This is a genomic window from Candidatus Sulfotelmatobacter sp., assembly GCA_036500765.1.
GTDB lineage: Bacteria > Acidobacteriota > Terriglobia > Terriglobales > Acidobacteriaceae > Sulfotelmatobacter.
In genome coordinates this window covers 296,711-313,019 of record DASYBM010000002.1, presented here as the reverse complement: position 1 = coordinate 313,019, position 16,309 = coordinate 296,711, and the positions used below count along the sequence as shown (strand labels likewise).

Sequence of the window (16,309 nt, the reverse complement as noted above, 5' to 3'; positions counted from 1 at the left end):
CGCGCGACCTTTTATAATGGGAGCATGCGCGCTTCATCTTTACAATTCACCTGGCGGGCGGCTGTCGCCGTGGTCTGCGCTGCCGGGCTTGTGCCGGCAGTGCGCGCGGGCAAGAACTTCGTGAAGCCAGTCGCGAAAGCGGCAATTAATTATCCGGCCCACGATTTTCATCGCGAGGAGAAGGCTGCCATCGCAGCCGATCCCTATGACAATCCTGAAAAAGCCAAAGTCTTTTCGGTGAATTTTGCAGCCCACGGATTCCTGCCAATTTTTTTTATCGTAACTAACGACGGCGATCAGCCCATCTCCATCGCCAGTATGGAAGTCAAGCTGATCACCGGGAATCACTCGAAGCTCACGCCGATCGCAACGGAAGATCTTTACCGGCGGCTGTCGAATCCGCAAGTGAGCACGCGGCCGAGCCCGATTCCGCTGCCGCACAAGGTGAAGGGCACGATCGGCCAGAAAGAAATGGACGAGATCGAGTCCTCGCAATTCGCAGCCCGCGCGGTCGAGCCGCATACCACGCAATCGGGATTCCTGTTTTTCGATGTAGGCGGAATCGAGACGGTTCTGCCCGGCGCAGTCATCGACATTACGGGCGTCGACGATGCCAAGGGAAGTGAGTTGCTGTACTTTGAGATTGCGATGGACAAGTATGTGAACGCGTCGAACTAAGAGCAGGCGTCCGGTGTCAGCTCTCGGACGCCAAACTATACTTCTCGCCCGACGCCTGAGGTCCGACGCCCGACGACTGTTTCTTTATAATCACTGTTTATGGTGACTACGCCAGCGGATTCCGTTGCCGCCCACGCTGCCTATGAGCCGGTCATCGGCCTGGAAGTGCATGTCCAACTTCTGACGGCGACGAAGATTTTCTGTTCGTGCTCGACTCGGTTCGGAGCGCCGCCGAATACTAACGTCTGCCCCGTCTGCCTCGGGATGCCGGGAGCGCTACCGGTCCTCAACAAGAGAGCAGTCGAATTCGCCACGCTTGCTGCGATGGCGCTCCATTGCCGCGTCAACGAGACTTCGATTTTTGCGCGCAAGAATTATTTCTATCCCGACCTGCCCAAGGGTTACCAGATTTCGCAATATGACCGGCCGCTGGCCGAGCATGGGTTCATTGACATCTCGAGTGCCGGCGGCAAGCACAAGAAAATCGGCATCACCCGCGTGCATCTCGAAGAGGACGCGGGCAAGAGCCTGCACGAGAGCTTTCCTGACTCCGACGAGAAAACCGCCATCGACCTCAACCGCACCGGCGTGCCGCTGATCGAAATTGTCAGCGAGCCCGACATTGCTTCGCCCGACGAAGCCTACGAATATCTGACGCGGCTGAAGGAAATCATCCTGTATACCGGGGTCAGCGACTGCAACATGGAAGAAGGTTCGCTGCGGTGCGACGCCAATGTCAGCGTGCGTCCGCGCGGACAAAAAGAATTCGGCATCAAGGCGGAAATTAAGAACGTGAATTCGTTCCGCTTTATCCGGGAAGCATTGGAATATGAAATCGGGCGGCAGATTGAGGTGCTCGAGGCCGGCGGCAAAATCGCTCAGGAGACGCGCCTCTACAACGCGCACGAAGGCAAGACCTACAGCATGCGTTCGAAAGAGCAGGCGCATGATTATCGATATTTTCCGGAGCCGGACCTGCTGCCGCTCGTGGTCGACGAAAAATGGCGCGACAAAATCTCGCAGGCCATGCCCGAGCTGCCTGAGGCGCGGCGCACGCGCATGGTGAAGGACTACGGCATCACCGAATATGACGCACAAGTGCTGACCTCGCCGAAAGCGCTGGCCGATCAGTTCGAGGAAGCGGCCAAGGCAGCCAAGAATCCTAAACGCGTCGCCAATCTGGTGCAGAGCGAGTTGATGGGCCGTCTGAAGGCCAAGGGCGTTGCCATCGAGGCCTCGCCGATTTCGATGCGGGGCGTGGCGGCGTCGGCCGATCTGGTCGAGGCCGGAACCATCTCGGGCAAGATGCTCAAGGATCTCTACGATCTGAGCTTCGAGCGCGGCAAAGATTTTCCCGAGGTTTATGACGAAGAAGGCCGCCCGCGGCAGTCGACGGACACCTCTGCGCTCGAAAAGATCATCGACGAAGTGCTGGCGGCCAATCCCAAACAGCTTGAGCAGTATCGCGCCGGTAAGACCAGCATCATTGGATTCTTTGTAGGTCAGGCCATGAAAGCTTCCAAAGGCCAAGCCAGCCCACAGCTTGTAAACGAACTGCTGGCGAAGAAACTGCAATGACGGCCTAATTCCCGTGCCAACGGTCCCCAAAATCGCAGCACTTTGGTCATCTAAACCTTCAGAGGAAGGCAGGCTACGATGCGGATGAGCCTGTGTTGGCTGACCGCATCGCGAGGCCTAGCGTGAAAAATCTTAATCGGATTATCAGTATCGTGACTCTAGTAGCCTCGTTGGTGGCCGTATTACTGCTGCTGCGAAAGCCGGCACCCGTGGCGGTGAAGCAGGCGCCCGCAACCATTGCAGAACATGCTCAGTCGTTTGACCAGAAGATGGCCGAGTTCACAGAGGCCACGCAGCCCGCGAAGGGTGGATCCGAAGCGAAGCCCGATGCTGGACAAGAGACTTCGAAGGCAGAAGTCCACATCAATTCCGATGAAATCAGCGCTGTGCTGGCGCAGTCGCTGGGCACGGGTGGAGCGGCCCTTACTCCGGACTCGAGTATCGGCAGCGCCGCGCCCACGATTAAAGATCAGCAAGTGAGTTTCGATGGCGACCTGGTGCACGGACAGTTTCTCACCGAAGTCGCCGGCAAAGACGTTTGGATCACTGTCTCTGGGCATATTGGCGAGAAAGACGGCTACGCGACTTTCGATCCCACCGAGTTCAAGGTCGGCGACCTGAGCGTCCCTGTTTCGCTGGTGAATCCTGCTCTACAAAAAAAGCTCGCTGAGCAGCGCGATCGCCTGAAACTGCCGGACAATGTTGGCGCGATGAAAGTGGAGAACGGGGAACTGGTGATGCAGCAGAAGTAAGGAACAATTTAAGATTTTCGATTTTGATTTCAGATTGAAAAACCCGCTGCTTGAATATGGGGTTCTAAATTGGAAATCTGCGATTCGAAGATCGGCAAACTGAAATCGGCAATCTGAAATCTATCCGCGATCTACCGCCCTCACCCGATTTTCACTCGCCACTTTCGCGTACCAGCGGCCGGAATCTTTTATTGTGCGCTGCTGCGTTTTGAAATCAACATAGGTGAGGCCGAAGCGCTGGCCGTAGCCTGCGGCCCACTCGAAGTTGTCGAGCAAACTCCAGGCGTTATATCCGCGGACGTCGGCGCCCTCAGCCATGGCTTGTCCCAGCGCCGCAAGGTATTGGTGGTGATACGCGATCCTTCTGCTGTCGTGAATCACTCCACTCGCATCCGGTCCGTCGTTATAGGAGCATCCACTCTCGGTGATCTCGATCGCGGGCCGATTGTAGTCGCGCGTGAGGCGCATGACCATATCGTAAAGAGCTTTCGGCCAAACCTCCCAGCCAATGTCGGTCTTCGAACCCTGTTGCCCGCCTTCCATCTTCACCGGGAACAGCCAGTCCTGGGCGTGAGCAGCCCGCTCGATGGCGCCAGGTGCGGACGCGATGAGGCGGTAGTAAAGATTGATGCCGATGAAATCGAGCGGGGCACGCATCTTGTCGATATCGCCCGACTGAATGCGCATGGCCGTCTCCGGCAGGAATGTAAGCGCATCGGGATAACGCCCGCGCAGAGCAGGATCCAGGAACCACGTGTTGGTGATGGCGTGGGCGCGCTCCGCTGCCAGCTTATCCTCCTCGGAATCGGTGGCCGGCTCGCACGACGACATGCTGAACGCGGTGCCCACACGCGAAGAGGGTCGGGCCGCCTTCAACGCGCGGAATCCCGCGCCTTGCGCCAGGTTGACCACATGGGTCGCCCGCAGAAAATCGAGTAGACTCTTGCGGCCCGGAGCATGCGTTCCTTCCAGATAACCCAAATCGACGAAGGCCGCCGGCTCATTGAAAATATTCCAATCTGTCACCCGGTCGCCCAGGGCTTGCGCCACCAGTTGCACATACTCCGCAAAACGCGCGGCAGTATCGCGGTTAGTCCATCCCCCGGAATCTTCGAGCGTCTGCGGCAGATCCCAGTGATAGAGCGTGACCAGCGGGCGGATGCGTGCCGCCAGCAAATCGTCAACCAGACGGCTGTAGTAGTCGATGCCTTTGGAATTCGCCGAGCCAGTTCCTGCCGGCTGAATGCGAGGCCATGAGACCGAAAAACGGTAGCTGTTCTGATTCATCGCCCGCATTAGTGCAATGTCTTCACGCCAGCGGTGGTAGGAATCGCAAGCCACGTCGCCGGTGTCGCCATTCTTGATTTTCCCGGGAGTGTGCGAGAAGCGGTCCCAAACCGATTCGCCTTTGCCATCTTCGTTCCACGCCCCTTCGATCTGATAGGCCGCCGTAGCGGTGCCCCAGAAGAATCCCTTGGGGAAGGCGATGTTAGAAGACGTTGTGAATTGAGAAACTTGAGATGGCGCGAACGGATGTGCCTTGGCGGCAGCGATCGCGGTCGAAGTGCTGGCCCTGGAGGATCCGCTGCAGCCCGAAGAAAATACGGGCAAGCCGGCGGCGGCGCCAGCTCCAAGGATTGCTTGAACAAACTTGCGGCGTGTCAGACGCAACTAGACTCGAGCTCCTTCAAAAGTGTGACGGCCAGGGCCAACTCGGCGCTCCCTCATGTTAGGTTATAGAACATCGATAAGGGAGGAACTTTAGTGCCGTCCGCGCACTAAGTTCTCATTCCGGGTGCAAACTGTCAAACAACTTCCACAGCTTGTCGGCGCTGGCGCGGTAAATCACCCAACCGGTGCCCACATCGGAAGTTTGGCGAAACAGCAATTCGCCGCGCAGGTCGCCATCGGCGTCGACCGCGTCGATCAATTCCAGGCGCGGCGTCAGGTCGAGATGGAACTTGTCGGTCACGCCGACATAGATCGGATGCAGGTTGTTGTAGATGTCAGGATAAGCCACTAGCGTGACCGGATAAGTCAGCTCCGCGTCTACGGCCGAAAAGGCAGCGCCCGCCGGCGGCGGCGGCATGTGCGCCTCGGCGCTGAAGACGATTACGGGCTGATTGGTATTCCACAAATCGTAGGCGGCCATCTGCACGTTTTCGAGAATGGGATCTTTAACTTTCGGGGACGAGGGTTTCATGGATGACGTTTTCGTGGACGCGGCGTGCGCGGGCACCGGCGAAATCCTGGCTTTGGCGCGAGCCTCGACGTAGGCGCGGACCTTTTCCTTGGCTAGCCCGATCAGTTGCTGGCGACGTTCGCCCTCTTCATCCTTGAGCCACGTGAATCCGTACGCACGCGGGTCCGGACCGGTCGCGTCGGAAATTGCGGGAATCAGCTGGACCGCTGCTTTATCTAACTGAGCCCCCGAAGCGTTAAGGCCAGCCGCGGGCTCCGCAGACTTGGCCCCGCTCGAACTGGGTGCGGTCGCGCCCGGCTTGCTATAGCCGGGAATCTCATCCTCGGGCAAAGGCTCGACCGGCTTGCCTCGCCGCAGCGTGGGGCGGTTGGCTTCTGTGGCTCCGCTGTCGGATTCCGGAATGTTTTCTGCCGTCTTCGCGTTTGCATCTGGCTTGTTGTCGCCTGCCTTGGTATCGGACGGCTTGGGGTCAGAAGACTTGGAGTCCCCCGCCGGCGTGCTGGAAGGCGTGCCAGACGCGGGCGGGCCTTGACCCGTTGGCGGCGGCGCCGACGCTAGCGGCGGAGTTCCTTTGGTGATGCGCGGCGGTTCGTCGCCAGAATCCGACGACGGCTTCGACGGAGTCGATGAGGGGGCACTCGATGAGCGAGCGCCGCCATCGGGTGCATTGTGAACCTTCGCGGGATCGCGCGTGAGCCGTGGCGGGGCGTCACCCGTGTCGATTCCCGCCGGCACTGTCTCGGCCTTCAAAGCAGTTTTCTGCTCGCTTCCCGCGGGAACCCACTTGCCGGTGCCGATCCAGGGACTGGGAACATTCGCGGCATTACTGTGCAGGGCGCTGCTCACCGTGAACAAGCCCAGCGAAGTGCCGGTGCGTTCGGCTTCGTAGACAGTCCCCGATTCCAATGCCATCGGGATAGGGTCGGCTTTGTAAGCAGTCGCGTCCCAGAACTTGCCGCCGGTTAAAATTGCAATCGGAATCAGTGACGATTTGCCGTTTGCGGTAATCTGCAACACGCCCACGGCTCGCGGCCCGGCATCTTTCTTACGGGGAACGTTGCGGTTGCCGGGTATAATCTGTGGCCGCTCCTCTTCGCGTTGCGCGGCGGCGTTCGAAGTGAAAGACGCGAGGCAAGTTAGCAGCGCGACCAGAGCCGTTCCCCAGGAGAAAATTCTTCGGTATAAAATTCTGGTGTGTAAGAATCTGGAGTGTAAAATCCTGGAATAAGCGGCCTGGGCCGACGCAGCTTGCGCGGCATTCCACTTCGCTTCTTTTCGAGACATCCTCATGCATATCCATGATAAGGCTCCCGACTTTACTTTGCCGGACGAGAACGGAAAAGACCGTTCGCTGCAGGAGTTTAAGGGCAAGGTGGTTATCCTTTTTTTCTATCCGCGGGCCGACACTCCGGGTTGAACCGTCGAGGCTCGCGGGTTCCGCGACACCTATAAACAGATTCAGAAAACCGGCGCCGTGCTGCTTGGCATATCCCCCGACACGCCCAAAGCGCAAAAGAAATTTCAGGACAAGCACGACCTGCCCTTCGCTTTACTGGCCGACGCCGAGAAAAAGGTCGCTGAAGCTTTCGGCGTAATGAAAGAAAAAAATATGTACGGCAAGAAAGTTCGGGGCGTCGCGCGGACAACGTTCATCATCGGCCCGGATGGGAAGATTCAGCATATCTTCGAGAAAGTGAAGCCCGACGACCACGCGGAGGAAGTGCTGGCGTATTTGAAAGAATCGGGTGACGGCGCAGCGTAGGCGGAGAAGATGCGAGTCCAATGAATTCGCCTCGAATGCAAGCCACAACTCTCCCGAACTAAAAAGGACCAGCCTTCCTCATCCGCCCCACTCACCATTCAGGATTCAACTGCATGCCCGAGTTGCACTCTACCGCCCAGATCAGTCCCCTGGATCGCGCTTTCTTCTCCCGTGATCCGCGCCGCGTGGCGCGTGAACTCTTGGGGAAGGTGCTGGTGAGACGAGAAGCCGACGCGCTTCTAACCGCCCGCATCGTTACTGGACGCATCGTGGAAGTCGAAGCCTACCTCGGCGCAAAAGATCTCGCTGCCCACTCCGCTGCCGGCAAGACGCTGCGCAACGCGGTGCTGTTCGGGCCCCCTGGGTACGCATACGTCTACTTCATTTATGGGAACCACTACTGCCTCAACGTCTCCTGTGAGCCTGAGGGCCAGGCCGGAGGCGTCCTGTTTCGGGCACTCGAACCTCTCAGCGGCATCGAAGCAATGGCTCTCGCCCGCGGCCTCGAGATTCAGGAAAGCAAGAATGAACCAAGCAGGATTAAAGAGCTGATCAGACTTACCAGCGGTCCAGGAAGGCTCTGTGAAGCCTTCGGAATCGATCGGGCTCGCGACAACGGATGCGACCTCACCTCGCGCGCAAGCAGCCTATGGATCGGCGAGGACGGATATCGCGCCTCGCGAATCCGCGTTACGGCCCGGATCGGCATCACCAAAGCCGCCGAACACCCGCTGCGCTACTTTCTCGCTGGCAACCCATTCGTCTCAGGACGAAAAGCTGGTGGAGCCCCAGACAGTCGGGGAGCAGCCGCACGAAAATCCCCACTCTAGCCCGCAAAAGACGCGGCTAGAATGGGCCACCGTCACCCATCGGACGCCCCCCGTCCGGGGTTTGCGCGCGAACGCGCGCAAGTAAACTGTTCGCATTGACAGCGGGTGTAGACTCAGCTCCGAATCGATCGCGCCAAAAGCCTTGCCCCATCAGCTTTTTCGCGCGCAGCGCTTTACCCATGATGAACGCGGTTTCGGCGCAACCCCGCTGTGGCCTGACTCATCTCACCGCATAAAGGAGCTCGCGTGCCTCGCTTCACGCGCATCCGGATCTCGGCTGCGATTTTCGTGTCAACGCTATTCGTGTCCGCGTTCGCGACCGCCCCCCTGCTCACAGCCGCTGACGGAGCCGTGGCCAGCGTTTCCCCAGCCACCTCATACATTCTTGTTGGCTTTGCCGGCGGTTTTGTGCGTCACGACGATCTGCGCCACGGCCCGGTGCAACTGGCGCAGAAAATTCAGCGCGTGCTTCCGCCAGGCGCTTCGGTCCAGGTCTTTGAGAACCGGCACAGAAAGGCTGCGTACCAAGCGATTCTTCGCCTGCTGGACACCGATCACGACGGCACTCTGAGCGCCGCAGAAAAAGCGCACGCCCAAATCATACTTTTTGGACACAGTTGGGGAGCATCCGCCGTGGTGCTGCTGGCGCGCGAACTGAATCGAGCCGGAATTCCAGTGCGGCTGACAGTGCAGGTCGATAGTATTGCCAAGCCCTGGCAACTGGATGGCGTCATTCCCCAAAATGTGGCCGCCGCCGCCAACTTCTATCAGCCGCACGGCTGGGTTCATGGCCGCGCGCGCATCACCGCCGCCGACGTCTCCAAAACGCAGATCCTCGGCAACTATCGCTTCGATTACGAAAAGAAGCCGGTCAAATGCGAGGGAGGCGGTTCCTGGTTCCAGCGGACTTTTGCCACGGACCACTTCGAGAGCCAGTGCGATCCCAAGCTTTGGACGCAGGTGGAAACTCTGGTCCGCCAGAGTATGGCCGCGCCATAGCCCTGGGCGACTTCTCATTGTAGATTTCGGATTTGTCCTGGGCTTTGACTCGGTAATCGAGAATCCATCGAAAACCTGCGCTCTGAAATGTGAAGTTCTGTGCTGCCCTCTGGACAACTTCCGCCCTGGAACCAGAGTCCAACTAGAGGTACGATGCAATCACACGGTCTGCCCACGCGAGGCACTCAGGTTGTTCGTTGGGCTGGTTCAACGAAAATTGTCCATTGGACCGTGTTTGGTGGCGGGAGCTGTCTATGCGGAAATCCAATTTACTGAGCGCTATTCTTCCAGGTTTCGCTTCTTTCATCCTGGTTATTGCACCGATTCCTGCTGCTGCTCAACATGGAGGAGGCGGTCACGGTGGAGGCGGCGGTGGCGGTTTCCACGGCGGGGGATCATACGGCGGGGGCGGAGGCTTCCACGGTGGCGGCTATTCCGGTGGCTATCATGGCGGTGAACGGGGAGGGGCATACGGGGGATCGTCCACCGGCATGCGCGGAGGCGCGGCGGGGCGCGAGAGCGGCGCTTCGAATTCCAGTACAGCGAGGGCGTGGTCATGGGAGAGTCGAAGCGGCTCTCGCGATGCCTCACCCGGATGGCACTCGTTTTCGGGCCGCGGTAACGGTGTAGGCGCCGCAGGAACTCGTGCAGTGGGAGCGCGGGAAACTGGAACTCGCGAAGTGGCATCTCGCGGAATGGGCGGCAGCGAAGCGGGTATTCGCGATGGGCAGTTCCATGCTTTCGGAGGCACCCACGCTGCGGCAGGGCTGGCTTCGGGTGCGAGAATCGGCGGGGGCGCACAATTCGTCCGTGGTAATTGGGGACATGGTGGCTGGCGTGGGGGCTGGGGCTGGGGGGGATGGGGTTGGGGATGTTGCGGGTGGGGACTCGGTTTTGGTTTCGGCGGCTTCTGGGGCCCGTATTGGGGTTGGGGTTGGCCGTACTGGTATAACCCGTGGTGGGGCTACGGTTATGCCACGCCCGGCTATTACGCGCCGGACTATGTTGAGCCGTACTGAATGTGGTTCGCGCTTTATTTCGATGGCGGTTTTGGCGAAGTGGCGTTCGCTGCTGCCAGCAAGACGTTGTCGATCAGCCGCGTAGCGCCGACATAGGCCGCGACCGCAGCCAGCGCTCCACGCGTAACATCTTCAATGGGATCGAGCGTCTCCGGGTCAACGATGTCAACATAGTCCAACCGCACCGAATTTACCCGCTCAAATTCCTGGCGCCCCGCGGCCGCCAGCCTGGCTGCATTCCGTTCGCCGCCAACCGCCAACTTTTCTATACGCAGCAGCGCACGATGCAGAACCAAAGCCTGTTTTCTCTGCTCGGGATTGAGGTAGGCGTTGCGCGAACTCATGGCCAAGCCATCGGCATCGCGGACGATCGGGCAGACCACAATTTCTACTGCCAGATTCAGATCCCGCACCATGCGGCGGATAATTGCCACCTGCGCGGCATCCTTCTGGCCAAAGAAAGCCACGTCCGGTTCCACGATGTGAAACAACTTCGCGACCACGGTCGTGACGCCGCGAAAGTGGCCCGCGCGTGAACGGCCGTCCAGTTTGTCGCTCAGACCTTCCACCGTGACCCAGGTTGCCCCACCCGTGGGATACATCTCTTCCACCGACGGCGCAAACACGGTCTCTACACCTTCCCGCTCAAGGAGTTCCAAGTCGCGGTCGAATGAACGCGGATACTGCGCCAGATCCTCAGCCGGTCCGAACTGCGTGGGGTTAACAAAGATTGACACGGCTACCACGTCACAGTGGGCTCGCGCTGCCCGCACCAGCGATAGATGCCCCTCATGCAACGCGCCCATCGTAGGGACGAATCCCAGGCGCTTGCCCGCGTGGCGAGAGTCGCGAGAGACCCTTCGCATGTCGTGAATGGTGGTGAGGGTTTTCAAAAGTAAATATTCAGATGCGAAGGGCAGCCCATTTCAAGAGCTAGCATGCATCCACGGGTGCCTCCGTTTTGAGCATGACTTTTCCGAAGCTACCTCACGACCATGGGAACGTCGTTCTTCGCAGCCCAGATCAGAGCTACAAACCACCCAATCACGCTCCATCCCAGGAACAGATTCAGCAGAAAGATCGCGAGCAGGTCGCGCTTGCTCTTCGCAAGCGCGATGATCGAAGGCAGAAAATACATCACGAATCCGAATCCGAAAAATGGGAAGAAGAAAAATGTTGAGAGACTCGATGTCGAGAAAATTGAGGTCGACAGAATCGTTGAGAGAATCATAGGCTCCCTCCTTTGCTATAGCCTAGCACCATCGGACACGCGCCTACCGGCCTACAGAAAGATACGCATGAGAAAGCGTTTCCGTTCCGTGTTTTCCGCGCAATCAATAGCGCTCCGCGGGCTACACTCCTCATCGCCCTATCGCGCGCTTGCGGGCCAAGACTATATCCAGCCCGGCCTTGGTCTCCTTCGGCAGATGATATGACTCTTCGTCTGACGGATACTGATGCGATTGCACGTCCGCGCGAAACGACCGCACCGCATTCGTGATCAGCGCCGCCGCATCACCATAGCGCCGCACAAACTTTGCCGATGGACCAAACGTCAGATTCAGAATGTCGTGAAACACCAGCACCTGCCCGTCGCACTCGGGGCCGGCTCCAATGCCGATGGTCGGGGCGCTCACTTCCGCCGTGATCATCGCCGCCACTTCCCGCGGAATCCCCTCGAGATAAAGGCATGCTATGCCGGCGCGGTCGAGCGCCACGGCATCGCGCATGAGCTGCTCAATGCCGCTCAGGCTCTTGCCCTGCACCTTGTAGCCACCCATCACGTTCACCGATTGCGGCATCAGGCCGATGTGGCCTGCGACGGGAATCTCGGCGTCGATAATCTGGCGAATCAGATCCGCGCGCTTCTCTCCGCCCTCAATTTTCACGACCTCGGCGCCGCCTTCTTTCACGAAGCGGGCCGCATTGGTCACAGCGGTTTTAGGGTCTATCTGATAAGACCCATACGGCATATCGGCGACCAGCAGCGCGTTCTTCACGCCGCGGCGCACGGCCTTCACGTGATGCAGCATTTCATCCACGGTGACTGAGAGCGTGTTTTCGTAGCCGAGCATGGTTTGGGCCAGCGAATCGCCGACCAGCACCATGTCGATACCGGCCTCATCGATCAGGCGCGCCGACGCATAGTCGTAAGCGGTAAGGCAGGTGATGGGTTGATGGCGAAGTTTCTGGTCCCGCAGAGAAGCGGTGGTGACCTTATGGCCGGAGCCGCCGGGTCTTGACGAATCGGGTCTAGGCGAACTAAGACCGCCGGTGATCGGGGTCAAACTCATGCTGTCCTCCAGTGCCCCTCCGCCTCGGGCGGATAGAGCCTGTACGCGTCATCCTGATTCAGTTCAAGCTAATTCTTCCCGGAGGAGCGTGGCCTCCACAGCTTTGGATGACGCTAAGGCATTGTAGCGCTAACAAGCGGCAAGAAGCGACGATGGTTCCTGATTCCTTTCAATAGTTTGGGCAAGCCCGGCGGGAAGTAAGCTCGAAGTCGGCTTCCTGCGGAATCTTGCAAGTGAGATTTCCAGGCAGGTAAGTCATATTGATTATCGTCTTACATTTGGGTAAGATAAGCCTATGGCAACCTACCGCACCGTCATCAGCTCGAAAGGCCAAGTTGTCATTCCCGCCGAACTGCGCGAGCAGTTTGGCCTCACGAAAGGCACACCCGCCACCTGGCGCGAAGAAAAAGGACGCCTCGTGCTCACTCCCATAACGGCGGAGCGCATAAGAGAAATCCGTGGATTTCTCAAACCCGCTCCTGGCGAGCCTTCGGCTTTCGAGGCGTTGTTCGAGGAGCGCGAGCGTGAGCGCCGGAGAGAAAAATAATGGCTCGCCTCCGTGGCGAGGAAACTCGCCGGTATGTACTGGACGCCAACGCGCTTGTCGGACTGTTTGAAGATCGTCACGGAATCGCCGAAAAAGTTGAACGCCTTCTGCGCGCCGCCGCCCTTCAAGATGTGCCGCTATTGATGTCCGCAGTCAATTGGGGAGAGGTCTTCTATACGGAGTGGAGAACGCGCGGGGAGGCCGGAGCCTGGCAGGCCGAGACAGTTCTTCAGGAAATGCCTATCGCCATCATGGGGGTGGATCGCGAGCGCGCCACTCGTGCGGCCGCTCTGAAACAAAAGCACGGTCTTGGCTATGCCGACGCCTTTGCCGCCGAACTGGCCATCGAGCGTGGCGCATGGCTAGTCACGGCCGATCCGGAATTTGTCAAGGTTGGGAAGGCCCTGTCGGTCTATACGCTACCGAGGCATGAGAAGTGAATCTTCAGTGCTAACGAGCAACGGCCAACAACTAACGACTAACGACTGCCCTCAAGCCCCCAGCGCGTCCTGCCCGCCCAGCGGTAGGAAATATTGCGTGCCTTTAATCGGCTCCGTCACTTTGCGGAGGAGTTCTTGCAGGTCTTCGTTGCGGTCCACGAAATCGATTTCTGACGTATTCACGATCAGTAGATCCGACGATGTGTAGTGAAAGAAGAAGTGCTCGTAGGCCTTCACTACCTCTTCCAGATACTCGTCGCTTACCGCCCGCTCACTGGCGGAATTTTTCTTTTTGAGCCGCTTCTTCAGAACTTCTGGCGTGGCCTGGAGATAAATCACCAGATCGGGCGTAGGCAACTGCTCACGGAAATGATTGTAATAACGGTTGTAGGTGTCGAGTTCCTGGTCGGTGAGATTGAGGCAGGCAAAAAGCTTGTCTTTTTCGAAGATGAAATCGGAGACAACGATTTTCTGCGAGCGCGCGCCCGGATCGAGCGTCTGCAACTGCTCAAAGCGCCGCACCAGAAATGCGAACTGCGTCTGAAACGCCGCCCCGCGGTCGCCTTCATAAAAGGATTCCAGAAAAGGATTGGCCTCGGGTTCCATCACCCGCTGTGCATTCAGGCGCTCGGCCAGAATGCGGGCCAGCGTGCTCTTGCCCACTCGGATGGGCCCTTCCACAGCAATGTACCGGGGCAGTTCGAAAAGGTTGGCCATGAGTTCGTGCGATGTCCCGTGCGACGCCTCGTGCGATGTGTCCGAATATGGCAGGATAGCTCGGATGACGCCGAGTGGCAATTGCGGAATGAGTTAACAGGAAGAATTGAGTAATTGGGGAATTTTGTAATTGAGGAATTGGAAAATCCCGCGCTCCTCTGCGGATGAGACTTTTCAATTACTCAATTACAAAATTACCGAATTACTCAATCCGCTACAATCCTTGCCATGCTCGGCCCAGTCCTCGTCGGATCTGCGTCATTAGCGGCCGCTGTGGCCGCGGGCTACCAGTCGATGGTGCCAACTGGCCAGTGGTACGGGCGCACGTTCACCGGACTGCCCCATGGCACCAGACAACTCGCGCTCACTTACGACGATGGGCCCAACGATCCCCACACGCTGCGCCTGCTGGAAGTGCTGGCTCGGCACGATGTACGCGCGACTTTTTTTCTGATCGGACGCTACGTGAAACAACGGCCTGAGATCGCGCGCGAAATCGTGAAGGCCGGTCATGTCGTGGGCAACCACACGTTCACGCATCCGCTGCTGATTTTCAAAAGCGAGGCTGAGATTCGGCGCGAACTTTCCGATTGCCAGGCAGCGCTCCACGATGCTATCGGAGAGCATTCCAACCTATTTCGTCCCCCGTTTGGCGGACGGCGTCCTGCGGTTTTGCGCGTCGCCCGCCAGTTCGGGCTTGAGCCCGTGATGTGGAATGTGACGGGCTATGACTGGAACTCTCGGCCGCCGGCCGTGATCGAACACAAGGTCACAAAACAAATTCACGGCGGCGACGTGATTCTCTTGCACGACGGCGGTCATAAGCAGATGGGCGCAGACCGCTCACAAACGGTAGTCGCGACGGAATGTTTGATCGCCCGCTACAAATCGGAAGGCTATGAACTCGTAACCGTCCCGCAGATGATGCAGCGCTAGACTAGCCGCGTACTGCAGCAAATGCCTGCTTCGCCGCTGCCACGGTTCGCTGCACATCTCCTTCGCTGTGCGCGGCTCCCAAGAAGGCTGCCTCATACTGCGAAGGCGGCAGATACACGCCGCTTTCGAGCATGCTGCGGAAAAATTTACCAAACGATTCGGTATTCGATTTCGACGCCGAGTCCCAATCGGTCACCGGCCCCGGATTGAAGAACCAGGTGAACATCGAGCCCACGCGGTTGTAACAAAGTGCGACTCCGGCTTCTTTCGCGGCCGCGGCCACTCCGCTGACCAACGCCTCGCTCATTTGTTCCAGCTGCGGATAAATCTCGCTTTTCCGATCGCGCAACTGTTTCAGCATCGCGCATCCCGCAGCCATCGCCAGTGGATTGCCAGACAGCGTCCCGGCCTGATACATCGGACCCAGCGGCGCAACCAGATCCATGATCTCCTTCGGCCCGCCGTAGGCACCTACCGGCAATCCTCCGCCGATAATTTTTCCCATCGTGGTCAGGTCAGGGCGAATGCCGTACAACTCCTGCGCTCCGCCAAATGCCACGCGGAACCCGGTCATGACCTCGTCGAAAATCAGCACCGATCGTTCGCGCTCGGTCAGCAGCCGCAGTCCAACGAGATAATCGTCGGCGGCAGGAACGCACCCCATGTTGCCGACGACCGGCTCCACAATTACGCAGGCAATCTGATGTTTGAATTTCTGGAATGCATGCTCGACCACAGAAAGATTATTGAAGGGCAACGCCAGCGTGAATTGCGTGAACTCCTCGGGCACGCCTGCCGATCCCGGAATCCCCAGCGTAGCCACGCCCGAGCCTGCCTTCACTAGCAGCGCGTCTGCATGCCCGTGATAGCAGCCCTCAAATTTCACAATGTATTTGCGCTTGGTGTAAGCCCGTGCCAGCCGGATCGCCGACATGGTCGCTTCGGTCCCGGAGCTGACAAAACGAACTTTTTGCATGCTGGGAAATGCGCCGAGAACTAGTTCCGCCAGATCGGCCTCTGCGGGCGTCGACGCGCCGAAGCTGGTGCCGTTGCAGGCCGCGCCCACAATGGCATCGAGCACATTTGGCTCGGCGTGACCAAGAATCAGCGGTCCCCACGATCCGATGTAGTCGATGAATTCGTTTTCGTCGGCGTCCCAGATGTGCGATCCCTTGCCGCGCACAATGAAAGGCGGATCTCCGCCGACCGATCGAAACGCTCGCACCGGAGAATTCACTCCTCCGGGAATCATGCTCTCGGCGCGCTGTTGTAGACGGCGGGACTGCTCGGTTTTGCGCGATGTAGTGGGCGGCATCGAGCCCTCTCGACTGATACAAATGATTGCGATAATTATTTCGAGAAGCAACTACAAGAAGCACCTACGACAAAAGATGTCAGCTGATCGAACTTATGCAACCGACTACTATAGCAGCGACACTTGGCTCAAATTAATCAGATATTCATGGTTCTGCAATCGCCTTGCAACATGCCCTCAGTACCTTAGGGTCATCAAGTTACCCTTCTAACCGGGAGGGTTTTGAGGGACAGTCTCGG

The 16,309-nt window shown here is 58.4% G+C and carries 18 protein-coding genes; 11 read left to right on the top strand and 7 right to left on the bottom strand.

Annotated features, from left to right (window positions below):
- Nucleotides 1-24 precede the first annotated feature (24 nt).
- The 3 genes from VGM18_02480 to VGM18_02470 all read left to right on the top strand — a co-directional run bounded on the left by VGM18_02480 (nt 25) and on the right by VGM18_02470 (nt 3,008).
- Nucleotides 25-678, top strand: coding sequence for a hypothetical protein (locus tag VGM18_02480; protein HEY3971839.1), 654 nt, complete (start codon nt 25-27; stop codon nt 676-678).
- A gap of 99 nt (nt 679-777) precedes the next feature.
- Entirely contained in the window at nt 778-2,256 is a 1,479-nt protein-coding gene (gene gatB / locus VGM18_02475; protein ID HEY3971838.1) for an Asp-tRNA(Asn)/Glu-tRNA(Gln) amidotransferase subunit GatB, read from the top strand.
- A 122-nt stretch (nt 2,257-2,378) separates the two neighbouring features.
- A complete protein-coding gene (locus VGM18_02470; GenBank protein ID HEY3971837.1) occupies nt 2,379-3,008 on the top strand; it encodes a hypothetical protein in 630 nt (209 codons plus the stop codon).
- A 120-nt stretch (nt 3,009-3,128) separates the two neighbouring features.
- Here the strand turns inward: VGM18_02470 and VGM18_02465 are convergent, their stop codons facing one another.
- The gene (locus VGM18_02465) at nt 3,129-4,679 is read right to left on the bottom strand and encodes a GH1 family beta-glucosidase (protein HEY3971836.1); all 1,551 of its coding nucleotides are present in this window, start codon (nt 4,677-4,679) and stop codon (nt 3,129-3,131) included.
- 115 nt (nt 4,680-4,794) lie between these two features.
- A complete protein-coding gene (locus VGM18_02460; protein HEY3971835.1) occupies nt 4,795-6,495 on the bottom strand; it encodes a hypothetical protein in 1,701 nt (566 codons plus the stop codon).
- A gap of 4 nt (nt 6,496-6,499) precedes the next feature.
- Between VGM18_02460 and bcp the strand changes: the two genes are divergently transcribed.
- From bcp to VGM18_02435, 5 genes are all read left to right on the top strand, one after another.
- Entirely contained in the window at nt 6,500-6,973 is a 474-nt protein-coding gene (gene bcp, locus VGM18_02455; GenBank protein ID HEY3971834.1) for a thioredoxin-dependent thiol peroxidase, read from the top strand.
- A 113-nt stretch (nt 6,974-7,086) separates the two neighbouring features.
- Nucleotides 7,087-7,803 carry a DNA-3-methyladenine glycosylase gene (locus VGM18_02450; GenBank protein HEY3971833.1) on the top strand — a complete coding sequence of 239 codons (717 nt, stop codon included), beginning with the start codon at nt 7,087-7,089 and terminating at the stop codon, nt 7,801-7,803.
- A 246-nt stretch (nt 7,804-8,049) separates the two neighbouring features.
- On the top strand, nt 8,050-8,802 hold the full coding sequence (locus VGM18_02445) for a hypothetical protein (GenBank protein HEY3971832.1): 753 nt from the start codon (nt 8,050-8,052) through the stop codon (nt 8,800-8,802).
- A gap of 315 nt (nt 8,803-9,117) precedes the next feature.
- Nucleotides 9,118-9,432 (top strand): hypothetical protein, encoded by a 315-nt coding sequence (locus VGM18_02440; GenBank protein ID HEY3971831.1) that lies wholly within the window; start codon nt 9,118-9,120, stop codon nt 9,430-9,432.
- 50 nt (nt 9,433-9,482) lie between these two features.
- Nucleotides 9,483-9,821, top strand: a complete 339-nt coding sequence (locus VGM18_02435; GenBank protein ID HEY3971830.1) for a hypothetical protein — start codon at nt 9,483-9,485, stop codon at nt 9,819-9,821.
- A 14-nt stretch (nt 9,822-9,835) separates the two neighbouring features.
- On the opposite strand, the gene panC is transcribed toward VGM18_02435, so the two are convergent.
- The 3 genes from panC to panB all read right to left on the bottom strand — a co-directional run bounded on the left by panC (nt 9,836) and on the right by panB (nt 12,115).
- Entirely contained in the window at nt 9,836-10,714 is an 879-nt protein-coding gene (gene panC / locus VGM18_02430) for a pantoate--beta-alanine ligase (protein HEY3971829.1), read from the bottom strand.
- 89 nt (nt 10,715-10,803) lie between these two features.
- Nucleotides 10,804-11,052: a superinfection immunity protein gene (locus VGM18_02425; protein HEY3971828.1), complete on the bottom strand. Its 249-nt coding sequence runs from the start codon at nt 11,050-11,052 to the stop codon at nt 10,804-10,806.
- Nucleotides 11,053-11,182: 130 nt separating this feature from the next.
- A complete protein-coding gene (gene panB, locus VGM18_02420; protein ID HEY3971827.1) occupies nt 11,183-12,115 on the bottom strand; it encodes a 3-methyl-2-oxobutanoate hydroxymethyltransferase in 933 nt (310 codons plus the stop codon).
- Between the two features lie 295 nt (nt 12,116-12,410).
- On the opposite strand from panB, the gene VGM18_02415 reads away from it, so the two are divergent.
- Together VGM18_02415 and VGM18_02410 are read left to right on the top strand one after the other, a co-directional pair.
- Nucleotides 12,411-12,662, top strand: coding sequence for an AbrB/MazE/SpoVT family DNA-binding domain-containing protein (locus VGM18_02415; GenBank protein ID HEY3971826.1), 252 nt, complete (start codon nt 12,411-12,413; stop codon nt 12,660-12,662).
- On the top strand, nt 12,662-13,102 hold the full coding sequence (locus tag VGM18_02410) for a type II toxin-antitoxin system VapC family toxin (protein ID HEY3971825.1): 441 nt from the start codon (nt 12,662-12,664) through the stop codon (nt 13,100-13,102). The genes VGM18_02415 and VGM18_02410 overlap by 1 nt, the downstream gene beginning before the upstream one ends.
- A 51-nt stretch (nt 13,103-13,153) precedes the next feature.
- Here VGM18_02410 and VGM18_02405 read toward each other — a convergent pair whose 3' ends face one another.
- The gene (locus VGM18_02405; GenBank protein HEY3971824.1) at nt 13,154-13,819 is read right to left on the bottom strand and encodes a deoxynucleoside kinase; all 666 of its coding nucleotides are present in this window, start codon (nt 13,817-13,819) and stop codon (nt 13,154-13,156) included.
- Between the two features lie 228 nt (nt 13,820-14,047).
- Between VGM18_02405 and VGM18_02400 the strand changes: the two genes are divergently transcribed.
- Nucleotides 14,048-14,755, top strand: coding sequence for a polysaccharide deacetylase family protein (locus VGM18_02400; GenBank protein HEY3971823.1), 708 nt, complete (start codon nt 14,048-14,050; stop codon nt 14,753-14,755).
- 1 nt (nt 14,756) lies between these two features.
- Here VGM18_02400 and hemL read toward each other — a convergent pair whose 3' ends face one another.
- Complete coding sequence (gene hemL / locus VGM18_02395) at nt 14,757-16,070, bottom strand: glutamate-1-semialdehyde 2,1-aminomutase (GenBank protein HEY3971822.1); 1,314 nt, start codon at nt 16,068-16,070, stop codon at nt 14,757-14,759.
- Nucleotides 16,071-16,309: the final 239 nt, after the last annotated feature.

Bases quoted from the DNA above. Each gene is read 5' to 3' on its own strand.
- VGM18_02425 (HEY3971828.1), bottom strand. From the start codon at position 11,052: ATGATTCTCTCAACGATTCTGTCGACCTCAATTTTCTCGACATCGAGT.
- gatB (HEY3971838.1), top strand. From the start codon at position 778: ATGGTGACTACGCCAGCGGATTCCGTTGCCGCCCACGCTGCCTATGAG.
- VGM18_02480 (HEY3971839.1), top strand. From the start codon at position 25: ATGCGCGCTTCATCTTTACAATTCACCTGGCGGGCGGCTGTCGCCGTG.
- VGM18_02405 (HEY3971824.1), bottom strand. From the start codon at position 13,819: ATGGCCAACCTTTTCGAACTGCCCCGGTACATTGCTGTGGAAGGGCCC.
- VGM18_02410 (HEY3971825.1), top strand. From the start codon at position 12,662: ATGGCTCGCCTCCGTGGCGAGGAAACTCGCCGGTATGTACTGGACGCC.
- VGM18_02400 (HEY3971823.1), top strand. From the start codon at position 14,048: ATGCTCGGCCCAGTCCTCGTCGGATCTGCGTCATTAGCGGCCGCTGTG.
- VGM18_02450 (HEY3971833.1), top strand. From the start codon at position 7,087: ATGCCCGAGTTGCACTCTACCGCCCAGATCAGTCCCCTGGATCGCGCT.
- VGM18_02460 (HEY3971835.1), bottom strand. From the start codon at position 6,495: ATGTCTCGAAAAGAAGCGAAGTGGAATGCCGCGCAAGCTGCGTCGGCC.
- VGM18_02415 (HEY3971826.1), top strand. From the start codon at position 12,411: ATGGCAACCTACCGCACCGTCATCAGCTCGAAAGGCCAAGTTGTCATT.
- hemL (HEY3971822.1), bottom strand. From the start codon at position 16,070: ATGCCGCCCACTACATCGCGCAAAACCGAGCAGTCCCGCCGTCTACAA.
- panB (HEY3971827.1), bottom strand. From the start codon at position 12,115: ATGAGTTTGACCCCGATCACCGGCGGTCTTAGTTCGCCTAGACCCGAT.